The 21664-nt window shown below is 74.1% G+C and carries 18 protein-coding genes; 8 read left to right on the top strand and 10 right to left on the bottom strand.

All coding sequences use genetic code 11. The features are described 5' to 3' along the window. Positions 1–73: 73 nt before the first annotated feature. From STTU_RS19975 to STTU_RS19960, 4 genes are all read left to right on the top strand, one after another. The gene (locus tag STTU_RS19975; RefSeq protein WP_007826168.1) at positions 74–1510 is read left to right on the top strand and encodes an SWIM zinc finger family protein; all 1437 of its coding nucleotides are present in this window, start codon (positions 74–76) and stop codon (positions 1508–1510) included. A gap of 22 nt (positions 1511–1532) precedes the next feature. Beyond that, positions 1533–3176 carry a DUF5691 domain-containing protein gene (locus STTU_RS19970; protein WP_007826167.1) on the top strand — a complete coding sequence of 548 codons (1644 nt, stop codon included), beginning with the start codon at positions 1533–1535 and terminating at the stop codon, positions 3174–3176. A gap of 10 nt (positions 3177–3186) precedes the next feature. After that, positions 3187–3588, top strand: a complete 402-nt coding sequence (locus STTU_RS19965) for a cytidine deaminase family protein (RefSeq protein WP_007826157.1) — start codon at positions 3187–3189, stop codon at positions 3586–3588. A gap of 625 nt (positions 3589–4213) precedes the next feature. Beyond that, a complete protein-coding gene (locus tag STTU_RS19960) occupies positions 4214–5827 on the top strand; it encodes a peptidoglycan DD-metalloendopeptidase family protein (RefSeq protein ID WP_007826155.1) in 1614 nt (537 codons plus the stop codon). A gap of 96 nt (positions 5828–5923) precedes the next feature. Here STTU_RS19960 and pcrA read toward each other — a convergent pair whose 3' ends face one another. After that, positions 5924–8413 carry a DNA helicase PcrA gene (pcrA, locus tag STTU_RS19955; protein ID WP_043255778.1) on the bottom strand — a complete coding sequence of 830 codons (2490 nt, stop codon included), beginning with the start codon at positions 8411–8413 and terminating at the stop codon, positions 5924–5926. A gap of 221 nt (positions 8414–8634) precedes the next feature. On the opposite strand from pcrA, the gene STTU_RS19950 reads away from it, so the two are divergent. Next, positions 8635–9936 (top strand): NlpC/P60 family protein, encoded by a 1302-nt coding sequence (locus tag STTU_RS19950; protein ID WP_420713574.1) that lies wholly within the window; start codon positions 8635–8637, stop codon positions 9934–9936. On the opposite strand, the gene STTU_RS19945 is transcribed toward STTU_RS19950, so the two are convergent. From STTU_RS19945 to STTU_RS19930, 5 genes are all read right to left on the bottom strand, one after another. Beyond that, the gene (locus STTU_RS19945; RefSeq protein WP_007826150.1) at positions 9912–10433 is read right to left on the bottom strand and encodes an NUDIX hydrolase; all 522 of its coding nucleotides are present in this window, start codon (positions 10431–10433) and stop codon (positions 9912–9914) included. The genes STTU_RS19950 and STTU_RS19945 overlap by 25 nt on opposite strands. 20 nt (positions 10434–10453) lie before the next feature. After that, the gene (locus STTU_RS34705) at positions 10454–10591 is read right to left on the bottom strand and encodes a hypothetical protein (RefSeq protein ID WP_158678802.1); all 138 of its coding nucleotides are present in this window, start codon (positions 10589–10591) and stop codon (positions 10454–10456) included. A gap of 40 nt (positions 10592–10631) precedes the next feature. Further along, the gene (locus STTU_RS19940; RefSeq protein ID WP_007826148.1) at positions 10632–10985 is read right to left on the bottom strand and encodes a hypothetical protein; all 354 of its coding nucleotides are present in this window, start codon (positions 10983–10985) and stop codon (positions 10632–10634) included. Between the two features lie 626 nt (positions 10986–11611). After that, positions 11612–12316: a LuxR C-terminal-related transcriptional regulator gene (locus STTU_RS19935; RefSeq protein ID WP_009066127.1), complete on the bottom strand. Its 705-nt coding sequence runs from the start codon at positions 12314–12316 to the stop codon at positions 11612–11614. Next, the gene (locus STTU_RS19930; protein ID WP_007826144.1) at positions 12309–13589 is read right to left on the bottom strand and encodes an ATP-binding protein; all 1281 of its coding nucleotides are present in this window, start codon (positions 13587–13589) and stop codon (positions 12309–12311) included. The genes STTU_RS19935 and STTU_RS19930 overlap by 8 nt, the downstream gene beginning before the upstream one ends. 258 nt (positions 13590–13847) lie before the next feature. On the opposite strand from STTU_RS19930, the gene STTU_RS19925 reads away from it, so the two are divergent. Next, the gene (locus STTU_RS19925) at positions 13848–15227 is read left to right on the top strand and encodes a PspC domain-containing protein (RefSeq protein ID WP_043255775.1); all 1380 of its coding nucleotides are present in this window, start codon (positions 13848–13850) and stop codon (positions 15225–15227) included. Then, positions 15217–15471 carry a hypothetical protein gene (locus STTU_RS19920; protein WP_010268171.1) on the top strand — a complete coding sequence of 85 codons (255 nt, stop codon included), beginning with the start codon at positions 15217–15219 and terminating at the stop codon, positions 15469–15471. Before STTU_RS19925 ends, STTU_RS19920 begins: the two co-directional genes overlap by 11 nt. 48 nt (positions 15472–15519) lie before the next feature. On the opposite strand, the gene STTU_RS19915 is transcribed toward STTU_RS19920, so the two are convergent. The 4 genes from STTU_RS19915 to STTU_RS19900 all read right to left on the bottom strand — a co-directional run bounded on the left by STTU_RS19915 (position 15520) and on the right by STTU_RS19900 (position 19974). Then, positions 15520–16083, bottom strand: a complete 564-nt coding sequence (locus tag STTU_RS19915) for a DoxX family membrane protein (RefSeq protein ID WP_009066133.1) — start codon at positions 16081–16083, stop codon at positions 15520–15522. Positions 16084–16940: 857 nt separating this feature from the next. Next, on the bottom strand, positions 16941–17819 hold the full coding sequence (locus STTU_RS19910) for a phosphotransferase (RefSeq protein WP_007826136.1): 879 nt from the start codon (positions 17817–17819) through the stop codon (positions 16941–16943). A gap of 444 nt (positions 17820–18263) precedes the next feature. Continuing rightward, the gene (locus STTU_RS19905; protein WP_052862389.1) at positions 18264–18581 is read right to left on the bottom strand and encodes a hypothetical protein; all 318 of its coding nucleotides are present in this window, start codon (positions 18579–18581) and stop codon (positions 18264–18266) included. Positions 18582–18705: 124 nt separating this feature from the next. Continuing rightward, positions 18706–19974: a hypothetical protein gene (locus STTU_RS19900; protein ID WP_043257560.1), complete on the bottom strand. Its 1269-nt coding sequence runs from the start codon at positions 19972–19974 to the stop codon at positions 18706–18708. A 329-nt stretch (positions 19975–20303) separates the two neighbouring features. On the opposite strand from STTU_RS19900, the gene STTU_RS19895 reads away from it, so the two are divergent. Continuing rightward, the gene (locus STTU_RS19895) at positions 20304–21617 is read left to right on the top strand and encodes an FG-GAP-like repeat-containing protein (protein ID WP_043255772.1); all 1314 of its coding nucleotides are present in this window, start codon (positions 20304–20306) and stop codon (positions 21615–21617) included. Positions 21618–21664 lie beyond the last annotated feature (47 nt).

The raw sequence follows: 21664 nt of genomic DNA, 5'->3' as shown, positions 1-21664 counted from the left end.
CACCACCCCACTGACAATCGCTCTGACCTGCGGTAATGACGGATTGTCAGTGGCGCGTCCTACGTTGGGCGGCATGACTTCGCAGGGGGTTCGCTGGACGGCGGAACAGGTGCTCTCGCTGGCACCGGACGCGCCGTCGCGCAAGGCGGGAAGCAAGCTCGGCACGGCGGGACCGTGGTCGGGGACGGGGACGACGGAGGAGGGGGTGGTGTGGGGGCTGTGCAAGGGCAGCGGCAGCAAGCCGTACCAGGCGCTGGCCGATGTCGCGGGCCCGGCGTACGCGTGCTCGTGCCCGAGCCGCAAGTTCCCGTGCAAGCACGTGCTCGGGCTGCTGCTGCTCTGGTCGGCCGGTCCCGGCGCGGTACCGGCCGGGGAGCCGCCGGAGTGGGCCGGGCAGTGGCTCGAGAAGCGGCGCGCGCGGGCTGAGAAGAGCGCGGGCAACACGGGTGCGGGTTCCGCGGAGAAGGCGGACCCGGAGGCCGCGCGGAAGCGCGCGGAACGGCGGGCCGAGCGGGTCACGGCGGGCGCGCGCGAGCTGGAGCAGCGCCTCGCCGACCTGCTGCGCGGCGGGCTCGCCTCCGCCGAGCGGGCGGGGTACGGGATGTGGGAGGAGACGGCGGCGCGGATGGTCGACGCGCAGGCCAAGGGCCTCGCCACACGCGTCCGCGAACTCGGCGCGATACCGGGCTCGGGCCCGGGCTGGCCGGTGCGGCTCCTGGAGGAGAGCGCCCTGCTCCACCTGCTTGTACGGGGCTGGGCGCAGCGCGAGTCGCTGCCCGCGCCGCTCGCCGCGACGGTCGCGCGCCGCCTCGGCCTGCCCGAGACCGCGCCCCCGCCCGAGGGCGAGCGCGATGTGTGGCTCGTGCTGGGCCAGTACGACACGCAGGAGGGCTCTCTGACGACGCGCCGCATCTGGCTCCACGGCACACGCACGGGGCGCACCGCGCTGCTCCTCTCCTACGGGGCCGCCGGTGCGGCGCCCGAGGTGAGCCTGCCCGTGGGCCTCGGCCTGGACGCGGAGTTGCGCTTCCACCCGGCACGGCCGCGCGCGACGCTGGGCGAGCGCTTCGGCCCCGTGGTGCCGGTCGCGGACCGGCCGCGCGGGCTGCCGCTCGCGGAGGCGGCGGAGCGGTACGGGGCGCTGCTCGCCGAGGACCCGTGGCTCGACTCCTGGCCCGTCACGCTCGACGGCGTCATACCGGTGCGCGGCCCGGACGGCTGGCAGCTCGCCGAGCCGTCGACGGGTACCGCACTCCCCCTCCCCCGCGCCTTCACCAGCACCTCGGGCCTGTGGCGCCTCCTGGCCACCTCGGGCGGACACCCCCTGCGTGTCTTCGGCGAGTGCGGCCACCGCGGCTTCCAGCCCCTGGCGGCCTGGGAGCCGGACGGAGCCGAGCACGCGGACGGCACGGACGGTACGGAGCACGCGGACCGTACGGAGCACACGGACCGTACGGAGCGAGCCACCGCCCACCCGCGGACACCCGCCCCGCTCCTCGCCCTGCGCTGAACTCCCCCGGATCGGAGACCTCATGAGCGTCACCCCCACCCCAGCCCCCCGCACGCCGCCCCGGTCCCCGGAATCCGGCCCGGACTGGGAGGACCTGGTCACGACGGCCCTCCTCGGCACCGACCGGCGGCCCTTCACCGGCGCGGACGGCGCGCACGGCCCCGGCGCGCTGCTCGACGAGGCGGCGCTGCGGACCGTACGGCGCCGGGCGGGCCTGCTGCCCGCAGCCGCCGCGCCCCTGCCCGCGGCCGTGGCGGCCGAGGCCAGGCCGCCGCTCCCCGAGGCGGCGCGGCGACGGCTCGGGCAACTGCTCGGCGCGCGCGGGGACCAGCGCGGCAGCGCCCCCGACCTGACCGAACTGCTCCCGCAGTGGCTGGAGCGTGCCAACGCGCACGGCTACGCGCCCCCGCCCGAGCACCTCCCCGCGCTGCTCGACGCGGCCCGGGGCCGCACCGATCTGCGCCCCGCCGTGCTCGCTTTCGCCGGGGTACGGGGGCGGTGGCTCGCGGAGCAGAACCGCGAGTGGTCCTTCGTGCGCCGCACGATCGTGGCACCGCCCGCGCACGAGGCCGCGACGAGCGCCCCCGAGGACGACGAACGGCTGTGGGGCGAGGGGCTGTTCGCCGAGCGCGTCGCCCTGCTCGCCCGGGTGCGCGAGAGCGAGCCCGAGCGGGCGCGGGCGCTGCTCGGCCCGACGTGGGCCAAGGAGCGGGCCGAGGACCGGCTCCTCTTCCTCGACTGCCTGCGGCCGGGGCTCTCGGAAGCCGACGAGCCCTTCCTCGAAGCGGCGCTCGACGACCGCGGCCGCAATGTCCGTGCGCTCGCGGCCGAACTCCTCTCCTCTCTCACCGGCTCGGCGCTCGCCGCGCGCATGGCGGAGCGGGCCCGCGCGTGCGTCGGCCCGGACGGGGCGGAGTCGACAGCGGCGGAGGCGGGCGCGATAGCCGTGGAGGCGCCGCGCGCGTGCGATGCCGCTATGGAGCACGACGGCGTCGTGGCGAAGCCACCGGCCGGGCGCGGGGAGCGCGCGTGGTGGTTCGGGCAGGTCGTCGAGGCGGCGCCGCTCGCGGTGTGGCCGGAGCACTTCGGCGGTGCCTCACCGGCGCAGCTCGTCGCGCGGCCTGTCGCGGAGGGCTGGCGCGAGGAGTTGCACGCCGCGTGGTGCAGGGCGGCCGTGCGGCAGGGGGACGCGGAGTGGTCGCGGGCACTGCTCGGTTCGCCGGTCGGCGCGGAGCAGGGCGCGACGGCGCTCGCGGAGCGGGCCAGGCTGCTCGCCGCGCTGCCCGCCGGGGAACGGGCCGCGTGGGTGGCCGGTTTCCTCGCAGCGAACGGGCTGTCGGAGGCGTTCCAGTTGCTCAGCGGCTGCGCCACCCCGTGGCCGGCCGAGCTGGGCCGGGCGGTCGTGGACGCGCTCAACATCGCCCGCGACGCGGGCAGTTATCCGTGGAGCTTCAGCGGCGTCATGGGACTGGCCGAGCGCTGTCTCGACCCGGCGGAGGCCCCTCACCTGGAGAAACTCATCGGCTCCTTCGAGGAGAACGAGGACAGCAAACCCGCCGCGGGCCTCTACTGGACCGACGTCTTCCACCGGCTCCTCGCCACACTGCGCCTGCGCGCGGAGATGCGCGCCGAATTGGACGGTGCGTCACCCACGGACACGCCCTAGCGTGGCGTCCATGACGGAGAACCCCGACCCCGCCCTGCTCCAGGCCGCCACCGCGCTCGCCGCGCGGCTCGGCACGGACGACAACCACTCGGTGGCCGCCGCCGCCCGCGACGCGGAGGGCCGCGTCGTCACCGGCGTGAACGTGCACCACTTCACCGGCGGACCCTGCGCCGAACTCGTCGTGCTCGGCGCCGCCGTGGCCGAGGGGGCGGCGCCGCTCGTGCGGATCGTCGCAGTCGGTGACCGGGGACGCGGGGTGCTCCCGCCGTGCGGGCGCTGCCGCCAGACGCTGCTCGACCTGTGGCCGGAGATCGAGGTGCTCGTTCCGGGGGCCGGAGACGGGGTGCGTGCCGTGCCGGTACGCGAACTCCTCCCCCACACATATGTATGGGCGGAACACCAGGAACCCTGACAGTCCCCTTTCCCCGCCGGCAGTCCCCGTTTTTCCGCCGCGCGGCCGGGGAAAACTCCCCGCGGGAAACGGAGCCGCTCCGAGGCCGCCGCCCACCGCGCCGTCAGCCGCACGGCACGGTGGCGCGGTCGCCGCAGGAGCCCGCCCGGCGGGGCCGCCCGGCCCGCTCCCCCGACATCCGCACACTTCCCCCACACCTCCCGCGCCTCCGCCGCCGCCCCGCACCGCCGCGACACGCCCGCCCCGCCCACGGCACGAGGCGTCATCGGGGCGTCCCGGTGCCTCGTACGCGCCGCGCGGAAGCCCCAGCGCCGCCCCGCGCCCCCGCTTTTCCCTCCGTACCGGCCGCCTACCAGCGGCCTTGCGCCCGCGTCGCCCCGCGCACGGTCCCGCATCCAGCCGCCAGGCGTGGGCCATGACCGGACACGCCGCTACGGAGAAATCGAAAACGGCCCGAACAACTCTCCGTCACACCGCCCGCTCTTTGCCAAAACCCGCTCGAATGCCCTTTTCCCCAGGTGGTGAAACCCCGGGAAGATTGTCGGCCGCACGAACCGGCGGGTACAGTCGCGGCCAGTTCCACCCGGGGATCTCTATTCCCAGCCCTGCCGTCGAGGCGAAAGAGATGTTGGTGAACGACCGCCACCCCTCGGGGACCAGTTCCCCGGCCTCGCCCGCCGGTTCCGCCCCCACCGTGTACGCGGAGTATCCGGGGCACGAGACGGACGGGTCAGGGCACGGCGGTCAGTACGGCTGGGGCGCGCAGGCGGCCCAGGACCCGTACCCCACGTACCAGGACACCGGCGGTTACGCCGCCCAGCCCGAGCCCGCCCCGGCCTACGGCGGTTACCCGCAGGAAGGCGGCACGGGCGCCGGTACGGACGGCGCCGGTTTCGCCGCGTACGGCGGCTACGACCCGTACGCCACCGGCTCCTACGACACGAGCGCGTACGCCCCGGGCGCCTTCGCCCCCGGCGCCCACGACAGCGGGCAGTGGCAGTTCCCCGCCGAGACGAGCGCGTACACCGCCGATCCGTACGCCGTTCCGCGGCCCCCCGCCTACGACTACGGCTACCCGGCCTACGAGGGCGGGCACGCCTACCCGGCCGAGACCTACGCCAACGCCTCCTGGAACACGACCGGTTACGACAACGGTCCGCTCCCGCACCTGCCCGGGGCGATGCCCGCGCAGGGCGGCGCCTCCGAGGGGCTGGGCCACTCGGGCGCCGACACCGGCACGTACGACGCCTCCGCGTGGGCCGCCGCCGCGCCCGGCCACCCCGACCTGAGCACGCCCCCGCACGGCACCCCGCTCCCCACCCCGCCCGGCACCGGGGCGCGCGAGCACACCCCCGGGCCCGCGGCGGACGCGAGCGGGGACGACACGGGCGGGCTCCCGGTGAGCGACACGGGGAGACTCCCGGTGAGCGACACCGGCGAACTCCCCGTCGTCGGCGCCGAGGCACCCCCGTACGTGCCGGGCGAGCAGCCCGAGGCCGCGCGCGGGCGCGGCAGACGCCGTCCCGCGAAGCGCTCGGCGCTCCTCAGCATCGCCGTGCCCTCCGCGTGCGTCATGGGCGTCGCGGGTGTCGCCGCCGCCTCGGTCGGCGACTTCGGCGGCGACACCGCCAATGCCAATACGGCGAGCGCCCCCTCCTCGCCCGTCGAGGCCGCCGCGGCGAACAACAAGCTCGACACCCAGCTCGCCGACCTCTCCCGCGCCGCCGACGACGTCGCCGACCGCGCGAGCCGCACCCAGGAGCGCATCGACCTCAAGGCGAAGAAGGAGGCGCAGCACAAGGCCGCCCTCGCCGAGGCCGCGCGCAAGGAGCGCGAGCGCCCCAAGTTCGTCCTCCCCGTCACGCAGCACGGCCTCAGCGCCTACTTCGGGCAGGCGGGCGTCAACTGGATGTCGCAGCACACCGGCATCGACTTCCCCGTCGCCTACGGCACACCCGTGATGGCCGCGACCGACGGGACCGTGCGCAGCCAGTGGAACAGCGCATACGGGAACATGGCGATCCTCACCGCGAAGGACGGCACGGAGACCTGGTACTGCCACCTCTCCAGCACGACCCTCCCGAGCGGCACGGCGGTGAAGGCCGGGCAGGTGATCGCCCACTCGGGAAACTCGGGCAACTCGACCGGCCCGCACATGCACTTCGAGGTACGGCCGGGCGGGGGCGCGGCGATCGACCCCCTGCCGTGGCTGCGCAGCCACGGACTCGACCCGGCCTAGAGGGCGCGCAGACATCAGCCCCTCCGGCGCCCGAGGAGCGGGTGTGGGGCGGCGCGCCCCGCACCCCGGGCGGCGCGCCCCACACCCCGCTCGGCGCTACAGCTTCTCGACCGGCGCGTACCGCAGCAGCAACCGCTTCGGCTTCTCGCCGCCGAAGTCCACCGTCGCCTCCGCGTTGCCCCCGGCCCCCTTCACGCCGACGACCGTCCCCAGCCCGAACTGGTCGTGCGTCACCCGGTCGCCGATCGCCAGCGCGACCACCGGCTTCTCCTCCGCCCGCCGCGTCGCGAACGCGGGCGCGCCGCGCCGGGCGCGCGAGGAGGAGAGCGAGGCGGCGATCCCGGCGGCCGGACCCGCGGCGACCTTGGCGGGCGCCGCGCCCGTTCGCTTCCACTCCAGGTGGTCGGCGGGGATCTCCTCCAGGAACCGCGACGGCGGGTTGTACTGCGGCTGTCCCCACGCGCTGCGCAGCGTGGAGCGGGTGAGGTAGAGCCGTTCGCGGGCGCGCGTGATGCCCACGTACGCGAGCCGCCGCTCCTCCTCCAGCTCCTTGACCTGCCCGAGCGCCCGCATGTGCGGGAAGACGCCGTCCTCCATGCCGGAGAGGAAGACGACGGGGAATTCGAGGCCCTTGGCGGTGTGCAGCGTCATCAGTGTGATGACGCCGTCGCCGTCCTCCTCGTCGGGGATCTGGTCGGAGTCGGCGACGAGCGCGACCTTCTCCAGGAACTCCGCGAGCGTCCCCGTACCCTCCTCGTCGCTCCGCTCCTGCTCGAACTCCAGCGCCACGGAGGCGAGTTCCTGCAGGTTCTCGATGCGGGTCTCGTCCTGCGGGTCGGTCGACGCCTGCAACTCGGCGAGATAACCCGTCTGTTCGAGCACCGCCTCCAGGACGACCGCGGGGCCCGCGCCCGATTCGACGATCGTGCGCAGCTCCTCCATCAGCGTGTTGAACCGCTTGATCGCGTTCGCCGAACGCGCCGCCATCCCGTACGCCTCGTCGACGCGCTGGAGCGCCTGCGGGAAGGTGATCCGCTCGCGCTGCGAGAGCGCGTCGATCATCGCCTCGGAGCGCTCGCCGATGCCGCGCTTGGGCACGTTGAGGATGCGGCGCAGCGGGACGCTGTCCTCGGGGTTGGCGAGAACGCGCAGGTAGGCGAGGACGTCCCGGACCTCGCGGCGCTCGTAGAAGCGGACGCCGCCGACGACCTTGTAGGGCAGCCCGACACGGATGAAGACCTCTTCGAAGACACGGGACTGCGCGTTCGTACGGTAGAAGACCGCGACGTCGCCCGGCTTCGCGTCGCCCGCGTCGGTCAGCCGGTCGATCTCGTCGGCGACGAACTGCGCCTCGTCGTGCTCGGTGTCCGCGACGTACCCGGTGATCTTCGGGCCGTTGCCGGCCTCGGTCCACAGGTTCTTCGGGCGGCGGTTCTCGTTGCGCTCGATGACGGCGTTGGCGGCGGAGAGGATCGTCTGCGTGGAGCGGTAGTTCTGCTCCAGGAGGATCGTCTTCGCGTTCGGGTAGTCCTCCTCGAACTGGAGGATGTTGCGGATCGTGGCGCCGCGGAACGCGTAGATCGACTGGTCCGCGTCGCCCACGACGCACAGCTCCGCCGGCTCGGGCGCCGGGCCGCCGTCGTACCCCGTACCGCCGTCCGCGGGCCCGACCAGCTCCTTGACCAGCGTGTACTGCGCGTGGTTGGTGTCCTGGTACTCGTCGACGAGGACGTGCCGGAAGCGGCGACGGTAGTGCTCGGCGACGTTGGGGAACGCCTGGAGCAGGTGGACCGTCGTCATGATGATGTCGTCGAAGTCCAGCGCGTTCGCCTCGCGCAGGCGCGCCTGGTACATCGTGTACGCCTGCGAGAGCGTCTTCTCGAACGCCCCGGCGGCCTCGCCCGCGACCTCGTCGGCGTACGCCTCGGCGTCGATCAGCTCGTTCTTGAGGTTCGAGATCTTCGCCGTGAAGGATTTCGGCGGGAAGCGCTTGGGGTCGAGGTCCAGGTCGCGGCAGACGAGCGCCATGAGCCGCTTGGAGTCGGCGGCGTCGTAGATCGAGAACGACGACGTGAAGCCGAGCTTCTTCGACTCGCGGCGCAGGATGCGCACGCAGGCGCTGTGGAAGGTCGAGACCCACATCGCCCCGGCGCGGGGCCCGACGAGCTGCTCGACGCGCTCCTTCATCTCGCCCGCGGCCTTGTTCGTGAACGTGATCGCGAGGATCGCGCCCGGGTGCACCCCGCGCCGGCCCAGCAGATACGCGATGCGGTGGGTGAGCACACGGGTCTTGCCCGAGCCCGCGCCCGCGACGATGAGCAGCGGCGAACCACTGTGCACGACGGCGGCGGCCTGCTCCGGGTTGAGCCCGGTGAGCAGCGCCTCCGGGTCGATCACGGGGCGTGGCGCGCCGTCCCGGTAGTGCGGGTCCCTGGGCGGGGGCGCGTCGAACTTCCCGCCGAACAGGTCGGCCGGGATCTCCTCGGCCGGAACCCCGTCCTCGGGGGGCGGAGGGGGCTGCTCCTCGCCCGATGCGGGGGAGGAGGCCATGTCCGCCAGGAAGCTGTCGTCAAAGAGGCTGCTCATCGCCTCCTGAGTCTAGGCGGCTCCACTGACAAGCGGGGGCGGGTAGGGGGGAGGGGGCGGCGCGGGCGGCGCGGGCCGGAATGTATCGGGCATGCGGGCCGGAAATGTATCGGGCATATCGCCTGCGGTCCTTCCCCCGCGCCCTCCCGCTTGGCTAACGTGCCGGGCGCGGCCCCCCACCGCTTGCCCGACCGAAAGGAGCGTGCGGCGTGACGTCGAGCGTGCCCCCCACTTCCGAGGTGCCTCCGCGCGCCGCCGCCCGCCGGGCCCCCGCGCACCGCAAGCCGCGCCGCCCGAGCCCCGCTCTGGCCCGTACCGGCTTCGGTGTGACGACCGCCGCACTCACCTCCGTCGTACTGCTCGCCCCGCAGGCCGGTGCGGACCCCGGCGCCGCGCGGCCCTCCGTCGAGGACGTCCAGCGCAAGGTCGACAGCCTCTACCGCGAGGCCGGGACCGCCACGCAGAAGTACAACGCCGCCAAGGAGCGCACCGACGAGCAGCGCGCGCAGGCCAACGGCCTGATCGACGCGCTCGCCTCCTCCACCGAGGACCTCAACCACTCCCGCGAGGATCTCGCCCGCTACGCCGCCGCCCAGTACCGCGACGCCAGCGGGGGTTTCGCCGGCACCGCCACGATGCTCCTCGCCGACGACCCGCAGAGCTTCTTCGACCAGAAGTACGTGCTCGACCGCCTCGCCGCCGACCAGCACACGAAGGTGCGGGAGTTCCGCGACCAGCAGGCCGCCACGGCCCGCAAACGCACCGAGGCCCAGGAGAGCCTGAACCAGCTCACCGCCGCGCAGCAGGACCTGCGCACGAGCAAGACCGAGGTGCGGGGCAAGCTCACGCAGGCCCGCGAACTCCTCACTCGCCTGACCGCCGAGGAGAAAGCCCGCCTCGCCGAGCTCGAACGCCGCAAGGAGGCGGAGGCGAAGAAGAAGGCGGAGGAGGCGGCGGCCCGGCAGAAGAAGAAGGCCGAAACGGAACAGGCCGCGGCTGCGGAGGCCGCCAAGAAGGAGTCGGTCACGGCGGACGGCGCAACGGGCACGGGCGCGGGGGCGGGCACGGGCGCGGGGGCGGGCACGGGCGCGGGGGCGGGCACGGGCGCGGGGGCGGGCACCAGCGCGGGCACGGGCGCCAGCGGGGGCACGGGGACCGCCTCCGGCTCGTACACCGCGAAGGCCGAGAAAGCGATCGCCTTCGCGCGCGCTCAGATGGGCAAGCCGTACGTGTGGGGCGCCACGGGCCCCGGCTCGTACGACTGCTCCGGACTCACCCAGGCCGCCTGGAAGGCCGCCGGGATCGACCTGCCGCGCACGACGTGGGACCAGGTCGAGGTCGGCACCCGCGTCAGCATCGACGACGCCGTCCCGGGTGACCTGGTCTTCTTCTACGACGACATCAGCCACGTCGGTCTCTACATCGGCAACGGCGAGATGATCCACGCCCCCAAGCCGGGCGCCTCGGTCCGCGTCGAGTCCATCTACTACATGCCCCTCTACGGAGTCGTCCGCCCCGCCTGACCGGCCGCCCGGTACCGGTCGTACGCCTCCCGCCCGTCCGGCACGAAGTCCGCCCCGCGCACCGCCTCGCGCATCTCGGCCTCCGTGAGCCACCCGCACCAGGCGATCTCGGCAGGGTCGGGCGCGAGCACCCCGGCGACCAGCACCTCGTGCAGCGCGAGCCAGTACGGACTCATCCCGCTCCGGCACACATACGTGACCACGCGCCGCGGAACGGCGACGATCCCCAGCTCCTCCGCGAGCTCCCGCGCCGCGGCAGCCTCGTACCCCTCCCCCACCGCGACGGCGCCCCCGGCCACGCAGTCGTACATCCCCGGAAACCGGCCGACCCCACCGGCCCGCCGGTGCACGAGATACCGCCCCTCGGCATCACGGCACACACTCCCCGCGATCCGGTGCAACCACCCCCGCCGCACCGCCTCGTCCCGCTCGATCACCCCCACCACGCGGTCGCACTCGTCCACCCGCTCGACCAGCTCGGCCGGGCCACCGTCCACGTTCCCCTCAGGCGGCGAGCTCAACGGCGCAGCCCCCGTCCACGGGCCGCCCGGCACGCGTGGCGGGAACGGGCGAGCCCGGCCACGCACGCGAAGGGCGACTCACGCTCCCCGGCGAAACCGTCTCCCCCGGGGCACTCGTCATCGTCAGCGGTCATGCCGCGAGCGTACGGACCGCCACCGACAACCGGTCCCGGCTCAGTGCCAGGTGACCGCGATGAAGATGTTGGCGACGGTGAGCGCCCCCACCACGCCGAACAACGGCTTCGGCACGCGCTCGTCGTCCCGCTTCACGTACACGAGCGCCAGGATCACGATGAGAAAGGCGAGCTTGATGCCGATCTTCGTGTTGTTGAGCGAGTAGTCCTGAGCCTGATTGAGACCGACGAGGACCGCCCCTGTCACCAGCATCGTGAGCGCACCGTGCAGCATCGCCGGCGTGAAACGGGCCGTTCCAGCGCCCATCGCCTTCATCTGCGTGAGGAACCCGCCGAGCAACGCGCCGATCCCGATGATGTGCAGGCCCACGAAGACATTGATGAGGACGTCCATGACGCCGACCCTATGCGGGCACCACGGGGCACTCGCGGGCGGGTGGGACGGGGCGCTCATGAGCCGGTGGGACGCGGGGCGCTCGCGGGCCGGTGGGTAAGCGTGCAGGCGGCGGGACGGCGCACAAGGCGGGCGGGTTGGACGGCGCGCTCGCTGGGGGGACCATTCCCCCCGTGAGCCGATGGGTGGGCGGTCCCGCCCATGAGCCGACGGGTGGGACGGTTCCGCCGATGAGCCGATGAGACGACGGGAGTGCGGGGGCGCCGGGCCGGGAGCGAGCCTGGCGGTCGCGCCCGCAGCCGTGGCGTGTCCCGGTGCCGTGGCGTGCTCGTCACCGTGGCCCGCCCGCTGCCCTGGCCTGCCCGCTGCCGTGGCGTGACGATCGCCGTGGCGCGCCGACCGCCATACCGAGCCTGCCACCGTGCCGAGCCAGCCACCATGCCCAGCGCGCCACCATGCCGAGCCAGCCGCCATGCCGAGCCAGCCGCCGCCGTACTGAGCCGGCCCCTGTACTCAGCCCGCCTCCGGCCCGAGCCCGCCGCCATCGCGCGCCGCGCCGGTCGCCGCCCGAGTCGCCGTGCCGTCGCCGGTCCTCGTGCCACCGGGCCGCGTCCGCCCCGAGTCAGTCAGACGAGGCGGCGGGCGGCGGCCCAGCGGGTCAGCTCGTGCCGGTTGGAGAGCTGAAGCTTGCGGAGCACCGCGCTCACGTGCGATTCGACCGTCTTCACCGAGATGAACAGTTCCTTGGCGATCTCCTTGTACGAGTGTCCCCGCGCGATGAGCCGCAGCACATCGCGTTCGCGCTGGGTGAGCTTGTCGAGTTCCTCGTCGACGGGCGGGACCGTGTTGTTCGAGAACGCGTCGAGCACGAAGCCCGCGAGCCGTGGCGAGAAGACGGCGTCGCCCTCGTTCACGCGATGGATCGCCGCGACCAGCTCGGTGCCGTTGATCGCCTTGGTGACATAGCCCCGCGAGCCCGCCCGGATCACTCCTATGACGTCCTCGGCGGCGTCCGAGACCGAGAGGGCGAGGAAGCGCACCGGGCGCTCGGTGTCCATGACGAGATCGGCGCACCGCTGGAGCACCGATAGCCCACCGCCGCCGGGCAGATGCACGTCGAGCAGCACCACATCGGGCATCAGCTCGCGCACGCTCCGCACCGCCGCGTCCGCGTCGGCGGCCTCCCCGACCACCGTGACACGGTGCTCCCCCGGATGATCGATCTCCGCCCGTACCCCCGCACGGAACATCCGGTGGTCGTCCACGAGCACAACGCGCACCACATCCGCGGCCCGCTCCTGCCCCGGACCCGTCTCCGTCGGTTCACTCATCCCGCAGCCTTTCCATTTCCAGTTCCACCACCGTTCCCCCGCCGGGGGCCGGACGGATCTTCGCCCGTCCTCCGTTGCGCCGCATCCGGCCGACGACCGACTCCCGGACCCCCATGCGGTCCGCCGGGACGGCCTCCGGATCGAAGCCGGGACCGTGGTCCCGCACGGAGACGAATACCTGCCCCGCCTCCACCTCCGCGTACACCTGCACCTCGCCGCCGCCACCGTACTTGGCGGCGTTGACCATGGCCTCCCGCGCGGCCTGCATCATCGCGGAGAGCGCGTCGTCGAGTTCGCTGTCCCCGACGATGACGACCTCCAGCGGGACCCCGTGCTTGTCCTCCACCTCGGCAGCCGCCTTGCGCACGGCGTCGGCGAGCCGCGTCGGCTCCTCCTGCTCGTCCCGCCCGCTGCCCTCCGGGCGCCGCAGCCACTCGCGCAGCTCCCGCTCCTGGGCACGGGCCAGCCGCCGCACCTCCTGTGGTCGTTCCGCGTGCCGCTGGATCAGCGTGAGGGTGTGCAGGACGGAGTCGTGCACGTGCGCCGAGACCTCGGCGCGCTCCTGCGCCCTGATCCGCATGAGGCGTTCCTCGGAGAGGTCCTGTGTCATCCGGATGAGGTAGGGGCCGACGAGGAGGACGAGCCCCACGAGGACGGCAAGAGCTGCCTGGAACGCCGAACCGAGGTGCTGCGCCGAGCCCTGGAGCACGATGATCACGGAGACGCCCGTGCCGACGAGGACGACGCCTGCCGCCGCGCGCAGCACGTTGAGGGTGCGGCGCCGACGGCCGATCTCGACCCAGCGGGCGCGGCGGGCGTTGTCCGCCTGCCGCCACACGAGCGCGACGCCCGCGCCGACGAGGAGGCCCGGCACGAGATAGCCGCGCGCCGTCTCCCCGATGTCCGTCCTCGCGGCGTAGGTGAGCGCGACGACCAGCATGAGCAGCAGTGCGATGAGCTGGCCCCGGTCCCGCGCCGTGCTCTTCGCGACCCGCGCACGCCAGGGGACCCGGCCGCGCGTCCCGGAGTCGCCGGGCTCGTCGACTCCCCCGACGCCGAGCGGGACGAAGAACCAGAAGGCCGCGTAGAGGAGGGTGCCGAGCCCGTTGACGAGGAGCAGGCCGATGAAGGCGGCGCGCACCCAGAAGACGGGCAGCCCGAGGTGTCCGGCGAGACCTCGCGCCACTCCTCCCAGCAGGCGGCCCTCACCGCTGCGATAGAGCTTGCGCGGAGGCCGGTCCGGTGCGCTGGGTACCGAGGTGGCTTCCGACATGCTTCGATCCTCACACGCGAGAACACGCCTGACATCAGGGTTCTCCCCTAGAACAACCCTGAGGTTTCCCCTAGAAACGCCGAAAATCGACCTTCTGCCAACAGGCCCCTCATCTCCGTTGCCCGGCAGGGCAATTGGCGTCTCCTCGGCCCGTCGGCCTGCCATCGCCGCGCAGGTGTCCGTATCAGGGTCGTCTCAGGGTTTCTTTCAGGGTGATCCCTGATGCCCGAGGGGGTTCCGGGCCGTCACCATGAACGCATGAGAGATTTCCGGACCGGCGCTCAGCCGCCGCCCCCGCCCACCGAGGCGGGCGGATCACCGCCTTTCTGGAGCGGGTTCCGCCGCGACCGCCGGCACAAGGTGCTGGGCGGGGTGTGCGCGGGCCTGGGCCGGCAGTGCGGAGTCGACCCGGTGATCTTCCGTGTCGTGCTCTCCGTCCTGGCTGTCGCGGGCGGCGTCGGGCTCATCGCGTACGGCGTCGTGTGGCTCGTGGTCCCCTTCGACGACGAGGAGGAGAGCGAGGGCCGCCGCATGCTCACCGGGCAGGTCGCCGGGCCGGGGCTCGCCGCGCTGCTCTCCGTCCTGGTCGGCTGCGGGGTCTTCCTCTCGACGCTCGGGGACGGCGACGTCCTCTTCTTCTCCGCCCTGGTGCTCGTTCTCACGGCGGGTGCCGGGTACTGGTCGCGGCGGCGCGAGAGCGCGGCGGGGCCCGACGCCCCGGCGGAGCGGGTCACGGCCGACGCGCCGCCGGAGACCCAGGCCCCGCCCGTGCGGATGGCGCCGGCCTGGTGGCGCGAGCAGGCGCCGACGGCCGCGGAGGAGGCGCTCGCCGCACGCGTGTACCTGTGGGGGCCGCCCGAGTACACCCCCGACGTGTACGTCTCGCTCACGAAGGACGGCGGGACGGCGACGAGCGGGGCCGAGACGCCGCACCCGGGCGGAGACGACCGTGAGGGCCCCACCGGTCCCGTGCCCCCGGTGGCGTCTGGTGACGGCGGCTCCCGCGCACGGCGGTACGGGATCGGGGGCTGGACGTTCCTTGCCGCGCTCGTCGCGGGGGTCGCGGGAGCGGCGTCCACGTGGGAGAGCGAGCCGCTGAGGTCGAGCCTCGTGCTCGGTCTCTCGCTGGCCCTCGCCGTGTTCGGGATCGGGCTCGCGGTGGGGGCCTTCGTGGGCAGGATCGGCGGGGGCACGGTCGTGCTCGCCCTGATCACCTGCGGGCTCCTCGCCGCCTCGGCGGCGCTCCCGAGGGACATCACCACAGAGTGGGAGACGGCGGACTGGCGGCCCACATCGGTCACGGGGGTCCGCTCCGAGTACCGCGTGGGAACGGGCACGGGCTCGCTCGACCTGCGGGACGTGCCCTTCGGGAAGGACGACACCGTGCGTACCGACGTCGAGGTGAAGGCGGGCCGCCTCGAAGTGCTCGTCCCGGCGGGGACGAAGGTGGAGCTGCGCTCCGACATCGGCTTCGGCGGACTGCGCCTGCCGGACTACGCGAAGAACCGGGTCCACGGTGCCTTCGACGAACAACGGAACCGGACACTCCCGGCGCGCGAGGGTGCCCCGCGCGAGGGGACGCTCGTACTTCGGGCACGGGTCGAGCTGGGGGAGCTGGTGGTGAATCGTGCGCACTGAATTCCGCCCCGCGCGCCTCGTCCTGGGCTTGGCGTTCCTGCTCGCCGCCGGGCTCTACCTCGCGGACCTCGCGGGCGCCGACGACATCCCGTGGTGGACGGTGCTGCCGCTGGCGGCCGGCGCCCTCGTCCTCGCGTCGGTGGCAGGCCTGCTCGGGTACGGGGTGCGGCGCGCCCGGCGGCGCCGCGCGGACCCGGCGGACGACCCACCACCGGCGGCCGACGACCCACCACCGGCGGGCTGAACGCGAGGGGGCTCGTGAACGCGGGAGGGCTCGTGAAGGCGAGGGGGCTCAGCGCTTCCAGGTGTTGCCGAAGGCGCCGTTGCGGAAGACGGCCCTGCGGCGTCCGGAACGGAAGGAGTCGAAGGACAGGTACGGGGCCCCGGCGAGCAGGAGCGGGAGCCAGGCCATGAGGTACACGAGGTCGTTGCCGTAGTAGTAGGGCGTCGCCGACCAGCTCACCGTGAGCCACAGGCAGAGCGAGATGACCGCGCCGCCGAGGGCGGCGACACGGGCGAAGACCCCGAGGAGGGTGCCGAGACCGACGAGGAGTTCCCCGATGGCGAGCGCGTAGCCGAAGCCGACCGGGCTGTGCAGGGCGAGATCCACGAGGGCCGGAACGCCGGCGCTCCCCTTCACGGACCGCATCAGGTCCCCGAGCGAACCGTTCCCCGAGGAGGAGAGGAAGGCGCTGTCGGTGAGCTTGTCGATACCCGCATAGACGAAGGTGACGCCGAGGAACACCCGCAGCGGAAGCAGCGAGTACCGCCCGAGCCGCGCCCGCAGGCCGCCGTCCGGCAGATTGCCCACCCCGCCACCGGGGCCGGACGGGAGGAGGGGAGTACCGGAAGTCATCGGTTCGCCGCCTTTCGGGGGACACGGGAGGAAACGGAGCGGCGACCGCCGGAACCTCGCACCGCGCAGCGCACCGCGCTCGACCCTACGCACTCCGGAGTGACTCTTGACCGGGTGGGGCAGTGCTGGATGAGTAGCAGGGGAGGGCGGAGCGGCGGATCGGGTCGGCCGGGCGAGGCGCGGCCGTGCGTGGACGCGGCCGTGCGTCTGGAACGGGCAGGCCGGGGCAGGGTGCGGGCAAGCAGGCGCTGTTGGAGTGGCCGACCGGCTCGGCCGGGGGCCGGGTTGCGGCTCCGGATTGGGCCGGGGCAGCGCGGCGCTGTTGGCGGGGTGAGCCTTCCGGACGGGAGGGCCGGGGCCGGGCGCGCACCCACACCGGCAGGGCACGCCTCTCGCTTCGGAGCCCGTCCGGGGCTGGACGCGCGCCAGCCGACGAAGTCGGGGCGGCTGACCGGCTCACCCGATGACGGGCTGCGGCTCCCGGGTGGGCAGGCCGGGGCAGGGGGCAGGCCCCGTTGAGCGGGGCTCGGCTATCGCCGGGGTGCCGGCCCGAGGTGTACGTACCTCGTCCGATGGGGCACACCACCCGGTCGAACGGCCGGAGTTGGGGGCCGGGGCGGCGGGCCCACAGCGCAGAGTGGGCGCCTCCCGGTCGAGCAGCCCGAGGTCCGGGGCAGGGCACGCCCACACCGCTCGGCACGCCCACACCACTGGGCACGCCCACACCACAGGGCGCGCGCCTCACGGTCGGCGGTCCGGCCGAGGCGGGGCGAGCCATCGCCGCAGGGCGCCGCCCTCGGCCGAGAGCCGAACGGGCCGAAGGTCTCCGTTGGTGCGGCGTCGCGCACGGGTTGCGGTCAAGGGAGGTAGCGGTCGGCGAGGGTGAGCCAGGGGGTGGGGCCGGTGGGGGTGGGGTGGCGGAGGGTCCAGTCGGTCAGGCGGAGGCTCATGTGGGCCCAGGCGGGGGTGAGGACGTGGTCGGGGAGGGTGGCGAGGACGGTGTCGAGGCGGTCGGTGACGGCGGGGGAGGCGTTCGCGGCCTGGAGGCCGAAGCGGAGGGTGACGAGGTCGAAGCGGCGGTCGCCGCGTGCGGCGCCGTCCCAGTCGATGACGCCGGTGATGTCCGGGCCGGTGGCCAGGAGGTTGCCGGGGTGGAAGTCGTAGTGGACGGCGTCGTTGCCGGGGAGAAGAGGCGGGTAGCGGTCGGCGAGGGCGGAGATCCGGCGTTCGAGGGCGGCGGTGCGGGGGCTGTGGCGGCGCAGCGGTTCGTGCAGGCAGAAGCCGGGGCCGTCGTCGCGCAGGTGGAGGGCTGCGGCGGGGACGTGGGGGCGGCCCGCGAGGCGGTCCGCCTGGGTCTCGTTGAGGCGCAGCAGTTGGTCGAGGTGCGCGGGGGTGAGGCGGTCGACGCCCGTGCCGGGCAGGACTTCCTGCACGGTGACGACCGCGTCGCCGACCTGGGTGACGAGGTCGGTGGCGGGGGCGGGATAGCCGACTTCCCGCAGCGCCTCGACGACGGCGAGCGGTCCGGTTCGTGCCTCTCCGACGGAACTGCGGGGCCGCCACTTCAGCACCCCGCGCCGCCCGTCCTCCTCCCACCGCACGTACGCCGCCCCGACCTGGCCGCCCGGACAGGGCCCCTCCATCGAGAGCCGTACGCCCTGCCCGCGCAGCGCGTCCACCATCCGCTCCGCGTCGAGCCGTGCCACGGTCGTCCAGCTGGGAGAGGAGGGGGTCATGTCCCGCATTATCGCGAGCGGTCGCTCCTGCGGGAACCGGCGATCCCCGTGCCGCCGACCGCCCTCACGCACCGCGCCTCCGGGCTGCCGCCGCTCCCCCATCCGGCGCGCGACAGCCGACATGTCACACCCGCTCCGGCCCGCCCGACTCCGCGCCGGGCGCGCGGGCCGACCGCCCGCAGCGTCCGCCACCGGCCCACCCCATCAACGCACCCCGTCCGCCCCACCGGGGCCGACATCAAGGCCGGTACAAGGACCGGGCTGAAATCCGGGCCGGGCCCAGGGCCGACCACGGGTACGGGCCCAAGACGGGCCGACCACGAGCCTCACCCGGCTCTCCTCACCCCGGCCGCCACCCGCCTCTCCTCGCCCCGCCCGCCACCCGGCCCCACCTATCCCCCGACACCCGCCCCCGCTCCCCCGCTCCCCCGCACACAACTCCCCTTAAACCGCGCCCCCCGCGCCGTCCCCCACGCCCGCGCCGTCCCCCGCGCCGCCCGCCGTCAGGCGCAGCGCGGTCACGCCGTCGAAGGACGTGACCCTGACCTCGGTCGGTGGGGTGCCGGGTCGGAGCAGGGTGAACCAGGGATCGGTGTCGAGGAGGAAGGCGAGGACCTCTGCCGTGTCCTCGTCCGGGGTGGTGAGGGTCGCGTCCCAGGTGCCGGGGCTCGTGGGCGCGTGGAGGTGGACGGGGAAGGTGGCGGCGTTCGTGCTGGTGTTGGCGCGCCACTCCAGGAGGGCGTGGTCCATGTCGGCATTCACACCACTGAGCGTAACTCCCCTGCGGGCATTCGGGGTTCAGTTCGTGTCCGAATCGCCGTCGTACGCAACCACTTGACCCGGGCCGCCGCCGGGCTACCGGTTACCGCCCGTACGCGGCTCGTCGTCAGTCCACCAGGTCCATGCCCGCCTCGTTGCTCTCCACTCCCGCCGCCGTGATGACCTGCACGGTGACGCGGCCCGGTTCGACCTCGGCGGGGATCGGGACGGTGAGGAGGGTGTCGGTCGGGTTCGTGAAGCCGCCGGGGACCGGGATGAGCGGGACGTGCACCTGGACCTGGCCGATGCGGACCGCCATGCGGACGAGGGCCTGCGGGGTCTCGGCGCCCGCCGGGAGGAAGCCCGCACCGCGGATCTCGATGTCGTCGCCGGTACGGATCGGGGCGTCCAGGTCGCCGGCCTCGCGCGTGCGGACGACGGAGTGGATGACGGGGCCGCCGCCCTCGGTGGCCTTGCCCGCGAGGTAGGTGGCGGCGGAGACGAGGGCGAGGACGGCGAGCGCCCAAGGCAGGTCGGGGAGTTGCTCGGGGCGGCGGGCGAGCCGGACGGCGCAGAAGACGAGCGCGGCGGCGTGCACGAGGACGTACTGGCTGTCGGTGAAGCTGCCGTGCCCGGAGTCGTCGGTGAGCAGGTCGGCGGCGCGCGGCCGGTCGGCGCGCACCTTCTGCAGGCGCCGCCCCCGCACCCGTACCCCGACCGTGTAGTGCACGAGCACGGCGACCGCGCAGCTCGCCGCGAGGACGGTCAGCAGGCCGACGCCGCGCCCGAGTTCGAGGCCGTCCAGGAGTTCCGTGCGGCGGTCGTGGCCGGAGGCGCCCGCGAGTTCGCCCGCGAGGACGAGGACCGCGTAGACACTGAACAGAATCCAGCAGGCGGCGACGGTGCGCGAGGTGGAGAGGCGCTGGTCCTCGCCGACGACGGGTGCGAGGAGGCCGCCGCGCGCGCGGTGGAAGTGGGCCGCGACGGCGAGGAGCGCGGCGAGGAGGACGGCGGCGACGAGACCGGCGCTGCGGGCGGTGGTCCACCCGGCGCCGAGCGCGGTGAGGCCTTGCACGAGGAGGAGGGCGAGGAGGATCGCGCCGAGGGCGACGAGGGTCGCGGGGCGCAAGCGGTGGAGCCAGGAGAGGCGTTCGCTCCGGCCGCGTTCGGCGACGAGGCGCGCGGACTCGGCGAGTTCGTCGGAGACCCACTGGCGGCTCGCGCCCGCGGAGTGCGCGACGGCGGCCGGGAGGCCCTTGCCGTCCGCGAGTTCCTCGCGCCGCCGGACGAACGCGGCGACCGCGCGCTGGTGCCCGTTGCGGGCGCCCGCGGGGCAGTCCGCGCAGGTGCAGCCGCCCTCGTGCCGCTCCCTGCTCGTGTCCTGCTGTACGGCCACCGGCCCGTCCCCGTCCCTGTTCGCGAGCCCCCGCCGGTACGCGGCCACGGGACCCCCGTCCCGCTCACCGGCGGGTGCGCCGAACTCTGCTGTGATGTACGGGAATTGTGCCTTACGTGAGACAGCCGCGCCCTCCCGGGGCCGCACCCGGGCACCTCCACCCGGCGCACTCGGAGCGCCGCACGCCCCCCACGTCACCCGAACACCACCCAAGAGACACATTTCCTCCCCAACTTCTGCTGCTCGCCGCGCATCTGAAAGTACGTACGCCGCAAAGTACGTACGCCACATCCCGCACGCGGGAAACCGCCTCGCTCCTGGAGGAACCCATGTCCGTCCGGCTCCCTTTCGCCCTGCGCTGCGCCTCCGTCGCCGCGCTGCTCACGGCCCCGCTGGTCCTCGCCCCCGCCGCCGGAGCGGCGCCGAAGGCCGGCTCCGCGCTCCCCGGGGACATCGTTGTCACAGCTCCGGGCGGCGACTACGTGAGCGTGCTGACGAAGGGGGACCCGGCGACGCACCGCGAGCTGCCGGGCGCGCGTCCCGTCGTGCGTGACCTGGACGGCGACGGCCGCAAGGACCTCGCCGTGCAGCGGGACAACGAGGACGGCGGCGGCGTCGCCGTGTACTGGGGCACGGGCTCCGGCTACGCGGCCAAGCCGACCCTCGTCTCGGGGGCGGCTCTCGACTCCGGGCTCACGGCGGGCGACTTCGACGGGGACGGGCACGTGGACCTGATCGCCGCGGGGCCCGAGGGTCCCGGCGACGTGCGGCTCACGGTCGCGTACGGGCCGCTGACGCGGGGCGGCGCCCCGGCGCGTACCGCGAAGCTGAACACGAAGGAGACCTTCGCGCCCGACGAGATCGTCTCCGGGGACTTCAACGGGGACGGCAGGAGCGATGTCGTCACCGAGCACTCCTTCGAGGAGGCGGGCCACCCCAGCCAGTTGTGGACCGGGAGCGCGAAGGGCCTCGGCACCACCTCGCGCGAGCTCGCGATCGCGGGAGCGATGGCGGCGGGCGACGTGGACGGGGACGGCGTCGACGACCTCGTCATCCGGGCCGTGCCGGACGGGCTCGTCGAGGAGCTGGACTTCGACCACGGGACCGTGCAGGTGCTGTACGGGTCCGAGACGGGGCCGGGGAAGCCGGTCAGCACCATCACGCAGAACACGAAGGGCGTGCCCGGCGTCAACGAGGACGGCGACGCGTTCGGTGCCTCGCTCGCGGTGGGGGACGTGGACGGGGACGGATGCGCGGACGTCGCGGTCGGGGTGCCGGGCGAGGCCCTCCGGCGCGGCGGGAAGAACCTGGACGACGCGGGGTCCGTCGTCCTGCTGAAGGGCTCCTGGAAGGGCCTCACCGGCGAGGGCGCGACGGCGGTCACCCAGGACTCGAAGGGAGTGCCCGGGGTCTCCGAGGCGGGCGACGAGTTCGGCTCGGCGGTCTCGCTGCGGGACATCGCCGCGAACGGGCGGACGTCGCTCGTCGTGGGAGCGCCCGGGGAGGACACGGATTCCAAGGACTCGGGGGCCGTGTGGGTGCTGCCGAAGGGGGCCACGAGCGGGGCGTGGGCCGTCAACCCGGGTGACCTGGGGCGCACCGGGAACGAGGGGGCGCGGTTCGGGGCGGACCTCGGGCGGTAGTCCGGTCCGCGGGGAGGCCGGGGAGCCCCGGCCTGAAGACCGGAAGG

Origin of the sequence: Streptomyces sp. Tu6071 (assembly GCF_000213055.1) — a bacterium.
In the GTDB taxonomy this organism is placed as follows: Bacteria; Actinomycetota; Actinomycetes; order Streptomycetales; family Streptomycetaceae; genus Streptomyces; species Streptomyces evansiae.
Note: the sequence above shows the minus strand (reverse complement) of the source record. Positions and strands in the feature narration are given on the sequence as shown.